Origin of the sequence: Anoxybacillus sp. FSL W8-1294, from assembly GCF_037965005.1 — a bacterium.
In the GTDB taxonomy this organism is placed as follows: Bacteria; Bacillota; Bacilli; order Bacillales; family Anoxybacillaceae; genus Anoxybacillus; species Anoxybacillus flavithermus_G.
Genome location: NZ_CP150179.1, coordinates 1,548,099 through 1,565,306 on the forward strand (window position 1 = coordinate 1,548,099; position 17,208 = coordinate 1,565,306).

General features: G+C 40.3%; 18 protein-coding genes. 8 read left to right on the plus strand and 10 right to left on the minus strand.

Going from position 1 to position 17,208, the window contains the following annotated elements:
• Positions 1-160: 160 nt before the first annotated feature.
• The 5 genes from NSQ23_RS08275 to cysK all read right to left on the minus strand — a co-directional run bounded on the left by NSQ23_RS08275 (position 161) and on the right by cysK (position 4,713).
• Positions 161-409, minus strand: coding sequence for a DUF3243 domain-containing protein (locus NSQ23_RS08275; protein WP_004890680.1), 249 nt, complete (start codon positions 407-409; stop codon positions 161-163).
• Positions 410-474: 65 nt separating this feature from the next.
• Complete coding sequence (locus NSQ23_RS08280; protein WP_064220907.1) at positions 475-1,188, minus strand: SDR family oxidoreductase; 714 nt, start codon at positions 1,186-1,188, stop codon at positions 475-477.
• 6 nt (positions 1,189-1,194) lie between these two features.
• Positions 1,195-2,475: a pitrilysin family protein gene (locus NSQ23_RS08285; RefSeq protein ID WP_064220908.1), complete on the minus strand. Its 1,281-nt coding sequence runs from the start codon at positions 2,473-2,475 to the stop codon at positions 1,195-1,197.
• Positions 2,472-3,749: a pitrilysin family protein gene (locus NSQ23_RS08290; protein WP_339170115.1), complete on the minus strand. Its 1,278-nt coding sequence runs from the start codon at positions 3,747-3,749 to the stop codon at positions 2,472-2,474. The genes NSQ23_RS08285 and NSQ23_RS08290 overlap by 4 nt, the downstream gene beginning before the upstream one ends.
• A gap of 46 nt (positions 3,750-3,795) precedes the next feature.
• Positions 3,796-4,713 carry a cysteine synthase A gene (gene cysK / locus NSQ23_RS08295; RefSeq protein ID WP_339170116.1) on the minus strand — a complete coding sequence of 306 codons (918 nt, stop codon included), beginning with the start codon at positions 4,711-4,713 and terminating at the stop codon, positions 3,796-3,798.
• Between the two features lie 254 nt (positions 4,714-4,967).
• Between cysK and NSQ23_RS08300 the strand changes: the two genes are divergently transcribed.
• Positions 4,968-6,086, plus strand: a complete 1,119-nt coding sequence (locus tag NSQ23_RS08300) for an RNA-guided endonuclease TnpB family protein (protein ID WP_004889056.1) — start codon at positions 4,968-4,970, stop codon at positions 6,084-6,086.
• A gap of 117 nt (positions 6,087-6,203) precedes the next feature.
• A complete protein-coding gene (locus NSQ23_RS08305; protein ID WP_004890691.1) occupies positions 6,204-6,572 on the plus strand; it encodes a rhodanese-like domain-containing protein in 369 nt (122 codons plus the stop codon).
• A 12-nt stretch (positions 6,573-6,584) separates the two neighbouring features.
• Here NSQ23_RS08305 and NSQ23_RS08310 read toward each other — a convergent pair whose 3' ends face one another.
• From NSQ23_RS08310 to NSQ23_RS08325, 4 genes are read right to left on the minus strand one after another with little or no spacing between them, the layout of a single operon-like run.
• A complete protein-coding gene (locus NSQ23_RS08310) occupies positions 6,585-8,729 on the minus strand; it encodes a DNA topoisomerase III (protein WP_339170118.1) in 2,145 nt (714 codons plus the stop codon).
• Positions 8,730-8,775: 46 nt separating this feature from the next.
• Positions 8,776-9,510 carry a membrane protein insertase YidC gene (gene yidC / locus NSQ23_RS08315; RefSeq protein WP_192949391.1) on the minus strand — a complete coding sequence of 245 codons (735 nt, stop codon included), beginning with the start codon at positions 9,508-9,510 and terminating at the stop codon, positions 8,776-8,778.
• A gap of 36 nt (positions 9,511-9,546) precedes the next feature.
• Complete coding sequence (locus NSQ23_RS08320) at positions 9,547-9,822, minus strand: hypothetical protein (protein ID WP_004890702.1); 276 nt, start codon at positions 9,820-9,822, stop codon at positions 9,547-9,549.
• Between the two features lie 47 nt (positions 9,823-9,869).
• Entirely contained in the window at positions 9,870-10,157 is a 288-nt protein-coding gene (locus tag NSQ23_RS08325) for a MerR family transcriptional regulator (protein WP_006323413.1), read from the minus strand.
• A 325-nt stretch (positions 10,158-10,482) separates the two neighbouring features.
• Here NSQ23_RS08325 and NSQ23_RS08330 point away from each other — a divergent pair, with 325 nt between their 5' ends.
• On the plus strand, positions 10,483-10,620 hold the full coding sequence (locus tag NSQ23_RS08330; RefSeq protein ID WP_006323411.1) for a hypothetical protein: 138 nt from the start codon (positions 10,483-10,485) through the stop codon (positions 10,618-10,620).
• A gap of 49 nt (positions 10,621-10,669) precedes the next feature.
• Here the strand turns inward: NSQ23_RS08330 and NSQ23_RS08335 are convergent, their stop codons facing one another.
• Positions 10,670-11,587: a diacylglycerol kinase family protein gene (locus tag NSQ23_RS08335; RefSeq protein WP_339170124.1), complete on the minus strand. Its 918-nt coding sequence runs from the start codon at positions 11,585-11,587 to the stop codon at positions 10,670-10,672.
• Between the two features lie 301 nt (positions 11,588-11,888).
• Here NSQ23_RS08335 and NSQ23_RS08340 point away from each other — a divergent pair, with 301 nt between their 5' ends.
• The 5 genes from NSQ23_RS08340 to NSQ23_RS08360 all read left to right on the plus strand — a co-directional run bounded on the left by NSQ23_RS08340 (position 11,889) and on the right by NSQ23_RS08360 (position 17,123).
• Positions 11,889-12,248, plus strand: a complete 360-nt coding sequence (locus tag NSQ23_RS08340) for a DUF2294 domain-containing protein (protein WP_339170127.1) — start codon at positions 11,889-11,891, stop codon at positions 12,246-12,248.
• Positions 12,249-12,368: 120 nt separating this feature from the next.
• A complete protein-coding gene (locus NSQ23_RS08345) occupies positions 12,369-13,358 on the plus strand; it encodes a sodium-dependent bicarbonate transport family permease (RefSeq protein ID WP_339170130.1) in 990 nt (329 codons plus the stop codon).
• A gap of 138 nt (positions 13,359-13,496) precedes the next feature.
• A complete protein-coding gene (locus tag NSQ23_RS08350; protein WP_064220628.1) occupies positions 13,497-14,615 on the plus strand; it encodes an RNA-guided endonuclease TnpB family protein in 1,119 nt (372 codons plus the stop codon).
• Positions 14,616-14,788: 173 nt separating this feature from the next.
• Positions 14,789-15,907 (plus strand): FAD-dependent oxidoreductase, encoded by a 1,119-nt coding sequence (locus NSQ23_RS08355; RefSeq protein ID WP_004890711.1) that lies wholly within the window; start codon positions 14,789-14,791, stop codon positions 15,905-15,907.
• A 173-nt stretch (positions 15,908-16,080) separates the two neighbouring features.
• Positions 16,081-17,123 (plus strand): IS630-like element ISBs2 family transposase gene (locus tag NSQ23_RS08360; RefSeq protein ID WP_339170135.1). Its coding sequence is split into 2 segments (ribosomal slippage): positions 16,081-16,581 and positions 16,584-17,123, totalling 1,041 coding nucleotides; the frame shifts between segments, so codons are not numbered across the junction.
• Positions 17,124-17,208: the final 85 nt, after the last annotated feature.

A 17,208-nucleotide genomic window follows, 5' to 3' on the forward strand; every position in this document is an offset into this window, starting at 1 on the left:
CGTTACACGATACGATCCTAAAGCAACGCTTTGTCGAAACACGCATGTATGTTTATTTTACCATCTGAATGCGAGAATGAAAAGGACAGACAACCGTTTTTTGTGAACAGATAAACATAGTAAAACAAGCTGGCGAATGTCACCAGCTTGCCCATATTACTTACTTATTTTGTACAAGTTTAATCATCATGTTGGCTATTGCATGTTGCTCTTGCTCATTTGCTACGTGCCACAAATCAGCAAGTACACGCTCTTCCGGGTTTTTCGGATCGACTTGTTTTGCCAAGTAGTCGCCAATCTGATAAGCGATATCCGAAATGACTTGTTGGTTCATCCCTTGCGCTTCCGCTTGATGAAGACGATCAGCTAAAAAGCTTTTCCATTGCTCAAAATTATCAAGAACAGACATATGCAAACCTCCTTGAAATTCGTTTCAAGAACAGTTTGCCTTATGAAACAAAAAATTATGCTTGCTTAACAATACCAACCGCCATTGACGGATAAAATTTGTCCTGTAATATACGATGCATCGTCAGAAATTAAAAACGATACCGCTTTAGCTACATCTTCTGGTTTCCCGATTCTCCCGAGTGGAATCTCGTTCGCTAACGCTTCTAACTCCTCTGCAGTAAACTCCTGAAGCATCGGTGTATCAATGGCTCCTGGAGCAATGGCATTTACTCGTATGCCACTTGGCGCAACTTCTTTCGCTAACGCTTTGACGAACGTGTTTTGCGCGCCCTTCACCATCGAATACAATACTTCGCATGACGCCCCTGTGAGTCCCCAGATCGATGAAATGACAACAATTTGTCCGCGACGTCGCTGAATCATAGAGGGCAACAACCGTTTCGTCAATAAAAACGGACTTGTCACATGCAGCTGTACCATGCGCTCGACTTGTTCGTCAGTCATGTCCGTCACCAGCCCATATGTACTCATTCCACTATTATGAACGAGCACGTCAATTGGATGAAAAAGAGACGACACTAACGTATCGACCCCAAAAGGATGAGATAAATCGGCCTGAATGGCATATATGTCTGTTGATAATTGCTTCATTAAAGATTGAACAGATTGTTCATTTTTGTAGTAATGTAAATACAATCCATACCCATCTTTTGCGAGCTGTCTGGCAATTTCCCGTCCAATTCCTCCACTCGCTCCTGTAACTAAAGCATATTTCATCACATTTCACCTTTTCGGAACAACTTGGCATACCGTAAACTGTTCGGGTACAAAACATTCACGGGCTACCGCTTTTATATCATCCGATGTCAATGATTGTAACGCCTCTACAACATCGAATAAACTCATTTGGTCGAATGCGTAACGAGTAAATTGATTCGCAATATACTCAAGCGAATTCAACGATCGTAAAAACGAGCCGATTTTTTTTCTTTTCATCCGCTCCACTTGTTCATCACCAATATCGGAAAACTGCACAAGAATGCGTTGAATTTCTTCTGCTAATTGATCAGGGTATAATGTGTCGCCACCAATTAAACCAAACCCAAAATCACTTTCTTCTGTATAATCAACCATAAATGTTTCATCAATTAATCCTTGTTGGTATAGCCGCTCATAGTGCGATGAACTTTTTCCAAACAAATGATCAAGCAATAATCCCATCGCGCATTCATGCTTTAATTTTTCTTTTCCTTTTGTATATACATTTTTCGCCTTTATACCAACGAGACATTTAGATGTCTGTACATTCATTTCAATGACATGTTTTTCACGGGCGACATGGGATGGTTCTTCATAGTGAAATCGCTCAATGTCTGTTGGCGAACGGAACGTTTTTTTTGCTTGATTTGTGCGAATTTGTTCGAGTATAGTCAATGGATCAACTGGACCGGTAACAAACAACAACATATTACTCGGGTGATAAAACGTTTCATAGCATTCATACAATAAATCTTTCGTAATATGTGAAATCGACTCCACTGTTCCTGCAATATCAATTTTTACAGGATGATTGTGGTACATGCTTTCAATTGTTCCGAAATATAGACGCCAATCCGGGTTATCGTCATACATACGAATTTCTTGAGCGATAATCCCTTTTTCCTTTTCGACTGTTTGCTCTGTAAAGTATGGTTTTTGGACAAAGTCAAGTAAAGTTTCTAAATTTTTTTCTACATTTGTCGTACTCGAAAATAAATAGGCGGTGCGTGTGAAAGATGTAAAAGCGTTCGCTGATGCCCCTTGCTTACTAAATATTTGAAATACATCGCCATCTTCTTTTTCGAACAATTTATGCTCTAAAAAATGGGCGATGCCATCCGGCACTTTTTTCATGCTCGTTTTTCCATATGGAGTAAAATAGTTATCCACCGAACCGTATTTTGTCGTAAACGTTGCATATGTTTTATTGAATTCTTTTTTCGGTAAAATGTAAACGTCTAATCCGTTGTTTAATCGCTCATAAAATAATTGTTCTTGCAACTGATCGTAGCGAATAATCTTCATTTTTTCTCACCTTCCTTCTCTGTTAAAAAATAAATTGTATCTAATTCAATTTTTTCACCTATACGAACAATATCCTCATACGTCACTTTTTCAATCGCTTCTAACCACTCATCTAATGGACGTTGCCGCGTCGCGATGACGTTATGATAGGAAATTTCAATCATTCCACGCGCTGTATCAACTGTTTCTAATAATTGATTACGAATGACTGCTTTTGTTTGAATAATTTCCTCATCGCTAAATTGCCCGTTACGCATCGCCTCTGCCTGAGCATGAATAATTTCAAGTGCACGCTCATAATTGCTCGGTTCAATTCCTGCCATGACCATCATCATTCCTTGATGACTTTCGATACGCGAAGCTGCATAATAAGCTAAACTTGCCTTTTCGCGCACATTCATAAACAATTTTGAATGTGCAAACCCACCGAAGATCCCATTCCACACTTGTAACGCATCGTAATCTGCATCGTTGTATGTCGTATTTGTTCGATAACCAAGATGTAGCTTTCCTTGTTTCACATGTTGTTTTTCTATAACTTCTTGCACGCTTGTTCGTTTTGTTAACGTTGTCGTTTCAGTTGAACATAACGAACGAGCTTCTAACGGAAAACGTTCCACAACATCATGTTCTACGTCCGTTAACGCCACATCTCCGACAATGTATAAGTCTATTTCATCGTGTTTCAGCATGTGTTCGTAATGTTTATATAAACGTTTAGCATCAATTGTATCAATATCGCTCAGTTTACCGTGAACATCGAGTGCATAAGGCGAACCTTTATACATCTCTTCGATGAGTCGATGTTGAGCATATCGCATTTTATCATCAAACAACGATTGTATTTTTTGTTTCAATGCCCGTTTTTCTTGCTCAACGATCGCAACAGAAAATTCACCCTGTTCAGTAAGTGGGCGAAATAGTATGTCGCTAAAGAGGGTCAACGCTTCGCGTAATAGTGGAGATGTGGTGCCTAAAAATTTTTCGTTTGCCACATCCATTCGAATCGTAATAATATGATTTTCTCCTTTTTTCGCTAAATCGACTTGTAACGTAGCACCATATAGTTCGTCTAAATATGTACGTAACGCTTTCATCGACGGATGTCGCTCGGTAGCGTTTTGTAACACATACGGAATAAGGGCTCGCATCGTTACATCTCGTTCACATAACGGTGCTTTCATCTTTAATACGAGCGTATTCGTCTTATATTTTTTCGTCGGAATGACATGAAGACGAAGGCCTCCTATTGTTTTTACTTCTTCTCGAAACATACAATCACTCCTTTTTATTTCATAGCCTCGACAATTTTTCTCTCTCTTATCCGTTAAATAAATCGGAGGACAAATATCGCTCTCCTGTATCTGGTGCCATACAAAGCACACGTGCGTCTTTCGGGAGAGTTCGCGCCACTTGAACCGCACAAAAGGCAGCTGCCCCAGCTGAAGCCCCCACTAAAATCCCCTCTTCTGCAGCTAATCGCCGCGCCATCATCTGTGCTTCTTCATCTTTGACAAGCAAAATATCATCATACACCTTGCGATTTAAAATAGGCGGAATAAAACCTGGTCCAGTACCTGGAATTTTATGCGGCCCCGGTTGTCCTCCAGAAAGTACGGGGGATCCGTATGGTTCCACAACATAAATGCGTAAATGAGGGAATGTTTTCTTCAACTCCTCCCCTGTTCCTGTTACCGTCCCCCCTGTTCCTGCTGTAAGCACGAACGCGTCAATTCCTTCTGGAAATGCCTCTACAATTTCAACTGCTGTACTTATTCGGTGAGCATCTGGATTTGCTTTATTTTCAAACTGCATGGGGATAAAGCTGTTTGGAATACTCTCCGCAAGCCGATATGCTTCATCAATCGCTCCTTGCATACGTAAAGAAGCGGGAGTTAAGTGAACTTCCGCACCATATGCTTTCAATAAATTCACTCGTTCCTTTGTCGCATTATCTGGCATCGTGATGATGCAACGATAACCTTTCGCTGCGCATACCATCGCTAACCCAATTCCTGTATTCCCTGATGTTGGTTCAATAATCGTGCTTTGAAAAGGGACAATTTTCCCTTCTTGCTCTGCCCGCTCAATCATTCGTCTGGCCGCACGATCTTTTACACTTCCACCCGGATTGAACGACTCGAGCTTTATATATACACTTGCTCCCTCCCGAAAAACAACCCGATTGAGCTTAACAACGGGCGTATTTCCAATCAAGTCGATGATAGATCCGCACATGCTCTCTCCTTCTTTCCATGTAAACCTTTCTTCCTATTGTACTACATATAGACATAACAATGGTGTCGAAACGTTTGAAGAAATCGAAAAAATAAACCAGAATACACGTATGGGTATTTGATTATATACGGAGGCGATAATTTCATGATTAATCACGCAGGAAACCCCTGCTTTCAAGCATGGGGAGGAATGCGTTTTTTATTTATTTTTCGCTAAAAAAATATAAAATAAAATTAGTGAAAGGTGGTGAGGACATGAAATTGACTTTAACAGCAAAAATTAAAATTTTACCGACATCTGAACAAGAACAACTTCTTCAAAAAACGATGCAAGCATATCGTGATGCGTGCAATGCGGTGTCGGAAGTGATATACAAAGAAAACACCCTTGTGCAAGCCAAACTTCACAAGATGACGTACCGCAAACTTCGCTCTACATTTGGCTTAAAATCTCAAATGGCACAGTCTGTGTTAAAAACGGTGATTGCAAAATATAAAACCAACCAAACCAATGGACATAAGCGTTGTCAGATTGCGTTTAAAAAACCGCAAATAGACCTCGTTTTTAATCGAGATTACAGCCTAACCAAAGGGTTGTTTTCCATCAATACGTTAGAAGGACGAATCAAAGTTCCTTTTCAAACGAAAGAACTTGAAACGTATTTCGACGGAACATGGACGTTTGGAACAGCAAAGTTAGTGAATAAACATCAAAAGTGGTTTCTCCATATTCCTGTATCCAAAGAAATGGAAGAAGCAAACCTTCATCACATTTGCCAAGTGGTTGGCGTAGATATGGGTGTAAATTTTCTTGCGACTGTTTATGATTCAAACGGACAGACGCTGTTTTTCAAAGGTAGACACATCAAACACAAACGAGCAAAGTATAAACAACTCCGCAGACAACTACAAAAAAAGCAAACTCCGTCTGCTCGTAGAAGATTAAAGAAAATCGGTCAACGAGAAAACCGTTGGATGCAAGATGTCAACCATTGCATCAGTAAGGCACTCGTTGAGCGTTATGGTAAGAACACGCTGTTTGTGTTAGAGGATTTAACAGGTGTTCGCCAAAGAACAGAAAAAGTGTCCGTTAACCATCGGTATGAAATGGTATCTTGGGCGTTTTATGATTTAAGACAAAAAATCGAGTACAAAGCACACAAACACCGAGCCAAAGTGATTGTGGTAGACCCAACATACACATCCCAAACATGTCCAAAATGCGGACATACAGAGAAAGCAAACCGAAATAAGAAAACGCACACGTTTTGTTGTCGAACATGTGGATATACCTCAAACGATGACCGAATTGGTGCCATGAACCTTCAACGAAAAGGAATCGAGTACATCGTTGAAGGAACGACACAGGCATGACCTGCGTCGTTGGGTAGTTGTCAACCTGCCCTGATGCAACCCCAAGTGAAGGAAGGAGGATAACATCCGCTTGCACTTCTGGGGAGTTGCAAGCCCACGGCTTTAGTCGTTGGGTAGTTGACGCAAAAATGGTTTTCTTTTTTATTTACATTTCTTTTCATCATAAGCGGATGTGCACAAAACCGTTATACAAACATTTCTGTCGATGAAGCTGCACAAATGATGCAAAAAGAGGACGTTGTTGTGCTCGATGTCCGTACAGAAGAGGAATATGCTTCCGGTCATATTCCTGGAGCTATTTTATTACCTTTACAACATCTTCCAGATCGTGTAGATGAACTGAACAAAAACAAGACGTATATTGTCGTTTGTCGTTCCGGTAATCGCTCAGCGCAAGCAAGCGAATTGCTAGTAAAAGAAGGCTTCTCAAGTATATATAATATGACCGGCGGTATGAATGAGTGGAAAGGCGAAGTTGAAAAATAGGAGGGAAGCCTCCTATTTTTCAAACGAAAACGATATACGTTTTTCTTTTTCATCCCATATAACCGCAGCATTAAATGTGTTTTCTCCCTTTTTAAACCCTTTGATAACACTCGTTTTTCCTTCTGCTAATAATTTTTTGGCGTTTGCTTGTGAGATCGATTTGCCCAATATCGTTTTTGAAATAGTAAATGAGCACTTTGTTTTTGCATAGTTGACACAACCGTAAAACGAGCCTTTATCAATGACCGAGCCCCCACAAAGCTTGCAAACCCCGACATGTTTTCCGATCGTTGTTTTTTTCTTCTGCTGAATCGAAGTGGTATCTAGTCCTTCAAATGACCAATGATTTGCCACTTGTACCGCATCGGCCACAATTTTCGCTGCCAATTTTTTCACTTGTTCCATAAATGCTGTGGCCGATGCTTTTTCTTCGCCAATTTCACTTAATCGTTGTTCCCATTTTGCTGTCATTTCAGGAGACGCCAAAAGGTGCGGGCCGATTGCGTCAATTAATACTTTTCCTTTATCAGTTACATATACTTGATTATTTTTTATCTCAATATAATTTCTCTGTTTTAGCGTTGTAATAATGGAGGCGCGGGTAGCTTCCGTCCCAAGTCCTTCTGTTTTCGCTAATACTTTCTCCAGTTGTTCATCATCTAAAAACTTCCCTGCTGTCTTCATTAACGTGATCAGTTCGCCTTCTGTATATCGCTTTGGCGGCTGTGTTTTTCCTTCTTTCACATACACATCATATACCGTTCCTTTTTCTCCACTTTGTACATTCGGTAAAAGTTGTACATCATCATCTTGTGACATAAGGACGTCCCGCCATCCTGCTTGTATTTGTTTCTTTCCTTTTGAAATAAAACGAGCACGTCCATCGACAACGGTTACAATCGTTGTATAATCAAATATAGCTTCTTCACTATGAGCAGCAATTAATCTCCGAACGACAAGGTCGTAAATATTTCGCTCATCCTGACTTAACTTTGTCAAATTCGGCACTTGTTCAGTTGGAATAATGGCATAATGATCTGTTACCTTCTTTTCATTTACATAACGTTTATTATGTAAAATTGATTCATGAACAAGCGGAAAATAAGGAGCATACTCTTCCTTTTGTGAAAGTTGTTTTAAGATATGTGGAAATGTTTCCGCTTCTCCTTTAGTTACATATTGTGAATCGGAGCGTGGATACGATACATATCCTTTTTGATATAGTTTTTGTAATATATCTAACGTTTTTTGTGGCGAATATTTAAACCGCTTGTTTGCCGTTGCCTGCAATGTTGATAAATTAAATAAAAGCGGCGGTAAAAATGTTTTTCGTTCACATACAACTTCTGCTACCTCTACTTGTTTTCGTCTGCAAAACGCGCTCACTTTCTCAGCAAGCTCTCGATCGTATGTGCGCGTCTCATTTTCGTGCCACCACTTTCCCTCGTATCGTTTTCCGTCCACATCAAATGTAGCAACAACTTCCCAAAACGGCTCCGAGCGAAACTGTTCAATTTCTTTTTCTCTTTTCACAATTAGAGCGAGTGTTGGCGTTTGCACACGTCCAACGGAAAAGACATCGTTCATTCCCCTTTGCTTCAATAAAATCGTATACACCCTCGAGGCGTTTATACCGACAAGCCAATCTGCACATGTTCGCGCATACGCTTCCTCGTATAAAGGACGTGTCTGTTTTTCATCCAACAACTGACGAAATCCTTGTTCAATCGCCTTTGGTGTTAACGATGAAATCCAAAGACGCTTGATCGGTTTTTTTACACCGCTCATATAAATGATGTTTCGAATGATTAATTCCCCTTCTCGCCCTGCATCACCAGCATGAATAATTTCAGTCACTTCCGGTTTATGAAGCAATTGCTTAATGATCGAAAACTGTTTCGCCTTTTTTCGATCAATCTCATATTGAAAACGATTCGGAATAATCGGTAACGTATCGAGCGTCCATCGTTTCCAACTTGCTTCATACTTTTCTGGAGAGGCTAATTCAAATAAATGTCCAACAGCCCATGTCATATAAGCCCCTTTCGGAAACAACTCATTTGGTAAAATTTCAATGTATCCTTCTCGTTTTTTTGTTTGAAAAATCGATGCAAGCGTCATTCCTTGATCAGGCTTTTCTGCAATAATCACTTTCATTTTTTCACCCCTTGACGAAAAGAAACCTGCTCAGCTAGCGAGCAGGTTATTTGGCAGTTTCTACTTGATGCTTCTTCCATTGCGCACGCATCACAAGCGACTGAATAATCGAAAAACATCCACCAACGACCCAATATAGCGATAAAGCGGAAGGGACAGAACTTGCCCCCATAAAAATCATCACAGGCATAACATATGACATGATTTTCATTTGTGTCGCTACTTCTGTTGTTGTGGCAGATGGAGATAAACGCATCGAAATAAATGTCGTTAAACTTGCTAATATCGGCATAATGAAATATGGATCACGATGACCGAGTTGCATCCATAAAAATGAATGTAGTTTAATTTCTTCTGTACGCGAAATCGCGTAATATAGAGCCATGAAAATAGGCATTTGAATAAAAATCGGCAGGCAACCGCTCATTGGATTGACACCGTGCTTTTGATATAGTTTCATCATTTCTTGTTGTAGCTTTCGTTGTGTCTCCATGTCTGTTGCTTTGTATTTTTGCTGGAGCTTTAGTACTTCAGGACGAATGCGTTGCATTGCGATACTAGCACGAAATTGTTTAATCATGAGCGGAAGCAACCCAAAACGGACAACAATCGTCAACGCAATAATTGCAAGCCCGTAATTTTCTTGAAATGCGTGTCCAAGCATCAGTAATAGCTTTGACATTGGGTAAACAAAATAATGATCCCATACACCTTGACTATGCTCTGTAATCGGCACATTTCGATTACATGCACTTAATATTACAACAAAAAACGAAAACATCCATTTTTTCACGATTTTATGCCTCCTTGTTTGTAATTATAAGCAAACAAGGAGCCACCTTCCTTCTTCATCGCTAGCATGCGACTGCTCATTTATCGGAATTTTCCGCTGTCGAAACGTAACAAATCGCATACACAGCGGCATATCATACATATCACTTGCCATTACAACATCGCTTGCATCGTGAGCGATGAAACGCTGAACGAAGAAAGGATGCTTCGCTTGACGCGTCACATAACACGTCATCGCGACAATAAAAACGCTAAAAAGCGATACATACGTAAACAGATCCAACGGGAACTCAATAAACATGCCCGAAACTCTCCTTCCGCTATCATTATAACACGGAAATGAGTCATTTACATACGCGAACGGAAATGAGCATTAATTTGTCCTTTTCTCATCGTTTCACGAATTTCTTTCATCATTTCATAGCGAATTTCCCGTGTTTGCACTCCTTCCTCTCGTTTGTTTGCAATCTCAACGAGCCATTCAACATCCGCGAAAGAATACTTTCTCGTCCCTTTTGACCGATCAGGAAAAATAAGTTGGCGCTCCTCATAATACCGAATTTGTCTCGGTGACAAACCTGTTAACTCACTAACAATACCAATTGAAATAACTTTTTTATGTTTATACGATTCCATCCTCATCCCCCTCATGTACGTTATATTTTATAACATTAATATACAGTATTTTATGAATATTGGAATGATTTTTGTTATAAAAAGTAACAAAACTTATTATTTATGTTATGAAAAGTAACAAAAGTGCTGTTTACAACATAGAGAAGCGATATAATGATTATCAAATAAATGATGGAAGGAGGAAAGGAAATGGGAACCCTTCTGCAAATAACGATGAAACAAAAACAATTTTATATCGACAAACTACATGAAGAAGGAGAAATACATCATTGGACACTAACAGAACTGCGAAAAAAATATGAACAACTTCGAAAGGAGATTGCCGATGGAAAAGAAAGCTATAGATTTAGCAAAACAAATTATTGAGCTTGATCTACAGCGAGATGCGATATTCGAGCAACTACTTGCACTGCTTGGCGATCGCGCCTATGAAATATTGCGACATATGCAAAACAAGTATTAAAGGCTCTTAGCGACAACAAGAGCCTTTCACTATTTTTTTCTTATGCGGGCTACTTCAGTACACGTATTTGTTTGTTTGCTGAAATCGTAATCTCACCTTCCCCAATTTGCTCGCCGTCTGCATGGAGAGGAAGAGACGTGTTGCTGCAAATATGAATATATTTCCCTCGAAACGTATGTACTTCTTTCATCTTTATATGACCACCCCAAAAAACCGTCACAAATAAGGCGAGTAATTTCAAACGTGATATATTATCGACAACAACGACATCAAAATGTTGATCATTTGACTGCGCAAATGGAGCAATCTTCATTCCACCGCCATAATACGGATGATTCGCAACGGTGACAAGCCACGCATTTGAAAACGTATATTGTTTTTGATCAACAGTCACTCTTACAGCTGTCGGTTCATATGTAAATAATTCTTTCAATAAATAAAACATATAGACAAACTTCCCTAAATATAAGCGATTTAAAATATGTTTCCATTTGGACGCATTTACCTTACGTGAAATATGCGCATCAAATCCACAACCGACATTATTAACAAAAACACCTTGCTTTGCTCCTTTGAACGTTCCGATGTCATACACATCCACATGCCCGTCCTTAACACTCGACAACATATAGCTAAGAGCCTCGCTCCATTTTATTGGAATTTGTATCCCACGAGCAAAATCGTTTCCTGTCCCGGCGGGCATATACCCTGTAGTCACATGGCTGTACATGGCCACCCCATTCATGACTTCGTGAATTGTCCCGTCCCCACCGACCGCAATGAATGCAATCGGTTCATTTGTCTGTTCTGCTATTTGTTGTGCTAATTTCGCTCCGTCTCCTTGTTTTTGTGTGAACACAACACGATAACAAATATGCTGCTGTTGAAGCATCCGCTCAATTTTATTCCATATTTTTTTACACTTTCCATTTTTAGCCGAAGGATTGACAATAAAATATAGTTTCAAACTTTCTCCCCCATTCCCTATCTTCTCCTTTCCTTATTATTCTATCATGGCATATCGATAGATAACATTAATCTTTTCTCTTGACATAATTTTTGAAGCTTTATACAATTAAAAACAAATTATCGCACCGAGTGATTGATAGCCAAGCAGTTCCATTGTTTTACCTTAGCGCTTTTGACGTGGTGACATGGCGAAAGCGAAAAGGCAAACGTTGAAACTGTTTAGGCTAAAGATGCATCGGTATGTTTCACATGGTGTATACGTGAAGCATGCCGATTTTCGTTTCTAAAGGGGGATTCTTATGAGAACAAAAGGAGAACTAGAAGATCAAATTAGTCGCGCCCTTACTCAATGGGAGAAGGAATATTTAGGCCGCGGTCCTCTCTCCGTCAAAACGGATATTTTACGAAATATGGTCATCGTACAGTTGCGCGGTATTTTAACTCCTGCCGAAAAAGCATTGTGTGAAACAAAAGAAGGAATGTTGTCTATTAAACGCATTCGTGCCGATTTAATTGAATCAGGTAGCGAGCAGTTAAAACAAATGATTTATACATTAACAGGTAAACAAGTAACAAGTATGCATACGGATATTAGTACAAAAACCGGGGAACGGATGATCGTCTTTTTGTTACAAGAGCCAATCGATATACAAGGTTGATCTTTTAAAGGCCCATTGTGGTCAGTAAAAGATAAGCCGGAAATATTTTTCGATCGAATCGAAAAATGTTTCCGGTTTTTTTGTTGAATATAAAAACAGAAACGTAAGGAGAGGATTGTCATGCAAGAAATGATTATCAACAATTTAACGTCACCAGCCATCTTATTTTTTCTTCTTGGCATTATTGCTGCTCTCGTCAAATCGGATTTAAAATTACCAACAGGATTAAATGAATCGTTAAGCATTTATTTATTAATCGCCATCGGTATGAAAGGTGGCATTGAACTTGCGGAACATTCTTTTAGTGAGCTTATTCGTCCACTAGTTGGAACATTATTACTTGGTATCATCATCCCAATTATTACGTTTGCTGTTTGTCGTCGTCTTGGCATTGATCGTAAAAACGCAACAGGTATTGCCGCAACATATGGTTCAGTTAGCATCGTTACATTCGGTGCTGCACTCGCTTTTGTCGAACAAGCAAATATCCCTTACGAAAGCTATATGAATGCATTTGTCGTCTTATTGGAAAGTCCTGCGATTATTGTATCGCTTGTCATATTGAAATTGTTAGAAAGTCGTTCACATAAACAAGAAATGGTATATCGCTTCTCTGCTACATCTGTGTATGGACCAATCATTAAAGAAGGGTTATTTGGAAAAAGCGTCTTTTTAATGGTCGGCAGCCTTCTCGTCGGGCTCATTGGTGGAGATCGAGCTCTTACCATTGTAAAACCTTTATTTATTGATTTATATCCGAGCATTCTTGTTCTCTTTTTACTCGGAATGGGGTTAACAGCCGGAAATCAACTTGCGGCCGTGCGCAAATACGGGCTCAAATTGCTTGCCTTAGGCATCCTTCTCCCCCCTGTATATGGCTTTTTAGGCGTTGTGATCGGCTATTATTCTGGTCTATCTTTTGGAGGAACGATTTTACTTAGCGTACTTGCCGCTAGCGCCTCATACATTGCAGCTCCAGCTGCGATGCGTGCATCCGTTCCAGAAGCAAACCCTGCTATTTATCTCGGCATGGCGCTCGGGCTCACCTTCCCATTTAACTTAACAATCGGCATGCCATTATATTATGAAATGGCAAAATGGTTTTATTAAAAGGCAAGGGAAGACCCTTGCTTTTTTCATGATTAATCACGCAGGAAACCCCTGCTTTCAAGCATGGGGAGGAATGCGTTTTTTATTTATTTTTCGCTAAAAAAATATAAAATAAAATTAGTGAAAGGTGGTGAGGACATGAAATTGACTTTAACAGCAAAAATTAAAATTTTACCGACATCTGAACAAGAACAACTTCTTCAAAAAACGATGCAAGCATATCGTGATGCGTGCAATGCGGTGTCGGAAGTGATATACAAAGAAAACACCCTTGTGCAAGCCAAACTTCACAAGATGACGTACCGCAAACTTCGCTCTACATTTGGCTTAAAATCTCAAATGGCACAGTCTGTGTTAAAAACGGTGATTGCAAAATATAAAACCAACCAAACCAATGAACATAAGCGTTGTCAGATTGCGTTTAAAAAACCGCAAATAGACCTCGTTTTTAATCGAGATTACAGCCTAACCAAAGGGTTGTTTTCCATCAATACGTTAGAAGGACGAATCAAAGTTCCTTTTCAAACGAAAGAACTTGAAACGTATTTCGACGGAACATGGACGTTTGGAACAGCAAAGTTAGTGAATAAACATCAAAAGTGGTTTCTCCATATCCCTGTATCCAAAGAAATGGAAGAAGCAAACCTTCATCACATTTGCCAAGTGGTTGGCGTAGATATGGGTGTAAATTTTCTTGCGACTGTTTATGATTCAAACGGACAGACGTTATTTTTCAAAGGTAGACACATCAAACACAAACGAGCAAAGTATAAACAACTCCGCAGACAACTACAAAAAAAGCAAACTCCGTCTGCTCGTAGAAGATTAAAGAAAATCGGTCAACGAGAAAACCGTTGGATGCAAGATGTCAACCATTGCATCAGTAAGGCACTCGTTGAGCGTTATGGTAAGAACACGCTGTTTGTGTTAGAGGATTTAACAGGTGTTCGCCAAAGAACAGAAAAAGTGTCCGTTAACCATCGGTATGAAATGGTATCTTGGGCGTTTTATGATTTAAGACAAAAAATCGAGTACAAAGCACACAAACACCGAGCCAAAGTGATTGTGGTAGACCCAACATACACATCCCAAACATGTCCAAAATGCGGACATACAGAGAAAGCAAACCGAAATAAGAAAACGCACACGTTTTGTTGTCGAACATGCGGATATACCTCAAACGATGACCGAGTTGGTGCGATGAACCTTCAACGAAAAGGAATCGAGTACATCGTTGAAGGAACGACACAGGCATGACCTGCGTCGTTGGGTAGTTGTCAACCTGCCCTGATGCAACCCCAAGTGAAGGAAGGAGGATAACATCCGCTTGCACTTCTGGGGAGTTGCAAGCCCACGGCTTTAGTCGTTGGGTAGTTGACGTCCTATGTTATCGTAATGATACAGTATCACGAAAAGGAAAGGTGTAAACGATGAATCGTTATATCGTCATTGGCGGTGGAATTGTTGGCTCCTCTGTTGCTTTTCACTTAGCAAAAGAAAAAGCAAACGTCATTTTAATCGACCGTGAAGATCAAGGGCGAGCAACTGATGCTGCGGCGGGAATAATTTGTCCATGGACATCGCAACGCAGAAACAAAAAATGGTATGCCCTTGCAAAAGGAGGAGCAGCATTTTACCCTTATCTCATTGAACAATTGCAAGCGTACGGTCATCAAACAGGATACAAACGTGTCGGGGTCATTTGTTTACATTATGATTCCGACAAGTTGCAAAGTATGGAAGAACGCGTGTACAAACGACGTGAAGAGGCCCCTGAAATCGGAGAGGTTACGCGTTTGTCTTCGGAGGAAGTCATAACGCGCTTTCCCGTATTAAGCGATGGGTACGAGGCGATATATGTAAGCGGTGCTGCCCGAGTGGATGGGCGTGCATTAAGACGTGCTCTTATTCATGCTGCCATTCAACTAGGAACAACATATGTAAAAGGAAGCGCGACCCTTTTGCATAAAAATGGACGGGTCATTGGCGCAACAGTTGGGAATGAACGTTTTGAAGCAGATGCGGTCGTTGTCACAGCAGGTGTTTGGGCGAAATCATTGCTTTTGCCGCTCGGCATTCATTTTCTCATCACACCGCAGCGAGCACAAATTGTCCATCTACAACATCCCGAACAACATACCGATCATTGGCCTGTCGTCATGCCACCAAACAATCAATATTTACTCGCCTTTCCAAAAGGAAAAATGGTTGTTGGAGCTACACATGAAGACGGTGTCGATATCGACTGTCGTGTGACTGCTGGTGGATTATACGAAGTGTTACATAAAGCATTAACTATTGCCCCTCACTTAGCGGATTGGACCCATGTGGAAACACGTGTTGGCTTCCGTCCCCATGCACCGAACTTTTTACCTATATTTGGTTCAGTACCACAAATCGAAGGCCTTTACGTGGCGAATGGGCTTGGCGCATCCGGCTTGACTGCAGGACCGTATGTTGGAGCAGAGCTTGCGAAAATGATTCTTGGGCAATCTACCACATTACAACAAAGCGACTACGATGTTGCCCAAGCGATTCAATTTCTTTGATGAATGCATATACAAAAAACGGAGGTTATCTCATGAACAAATGGGCGTTTGTTTCTGATTTTGACGGGACGATTTCGCATAAAGACTTTTACTGTATAAATTGAAATAAAGGTTTTCTCCCGTTCCACGGTGAATAATAAAAAAAGAAAATAGGGGAACGGAAAGAAGATACGATGCCGAATCACAAAGACGAGATCGAAAAGTTGTCCACTGCCATGAAAGAAGCAAAAAGTAAACGAGCATATGAACGCTACCAAGCGATTTATCTTCATTTGCAGGGATATACCAAAGGAGAAATCGCAACGATTATTGGTCGATCCAAGAAAACTATTTATAACTATATTCATGCCTACGCCCAGCGCGGTCTTGATGGACTGGAGATGAAATACTCACCTGGCGCCCCACGTCGATTGACCCCTGAGCAGGAAAAAGAGCTGGCTTTGATCATTGAACATCAGCTCCCCGTAGATGTGGGATTCGAAGCAAAATATAATTGGACGCTTGCGATAATCGCTGAACTCATTCAACAAAAGTGGGGGCCAACATACACGCTTCGCGGAACAAGTGACATTCTGCATCGGTTAGGGCTAAGCTATACGAAACCGACCTATACACTAGCCAATGCCGATGAAGAGAAACAAAAAGAATTCGTCGAAATCACCTTCCCTGAAGTAAAAAAAAACTGGTAGATGGGAACATCGCCCATGTCCTCTTTCAAGATGAGTCGATGATTCGTGATTACCAAGCGATTCAAAAAACATGGTTTGTCAAAGGAAAACAACGAATCATTCCGACGTTTGGAAAACATCAAGGGCTGAAGCTGATTGGCACGTTGAACTACGAAACAGGGGAAGTGTTTTGCATCGAAGAAGAACGCTATGACGCGGAAACATTTCTTCGATTTCTTCAACTTGTGTTAGAACGCTATCCCACAGGCAAAATAGTGATGATTTTAGATAACGCTCGAATTCACCATGCCAAACTCATTCAGCCATTTTTAAAAGAACACGAAGATCGGTTAGAGCTCGTCTTTTTGCCACCATACAGTCCGCAATTGAACTTGATTGAAGGGCTATGGAAATGGCTGAAATCAGACGTGATTTACAACGTGTTCTATTCGAGTGTGCAAGAAATTAGAAAGAATGTCCAAGCCTTTATTCAGCGAATCAACCAGAAACCAGAACAAACGATCGATCGTTTGTGTGTTCAGTTGTAAATCTTTAATTCAACTTATATGGATTGTTATTGAAAAATATTTTCCTGAAGGGAAACGATTATTCGAACAATGGCGTGCTGGAAAA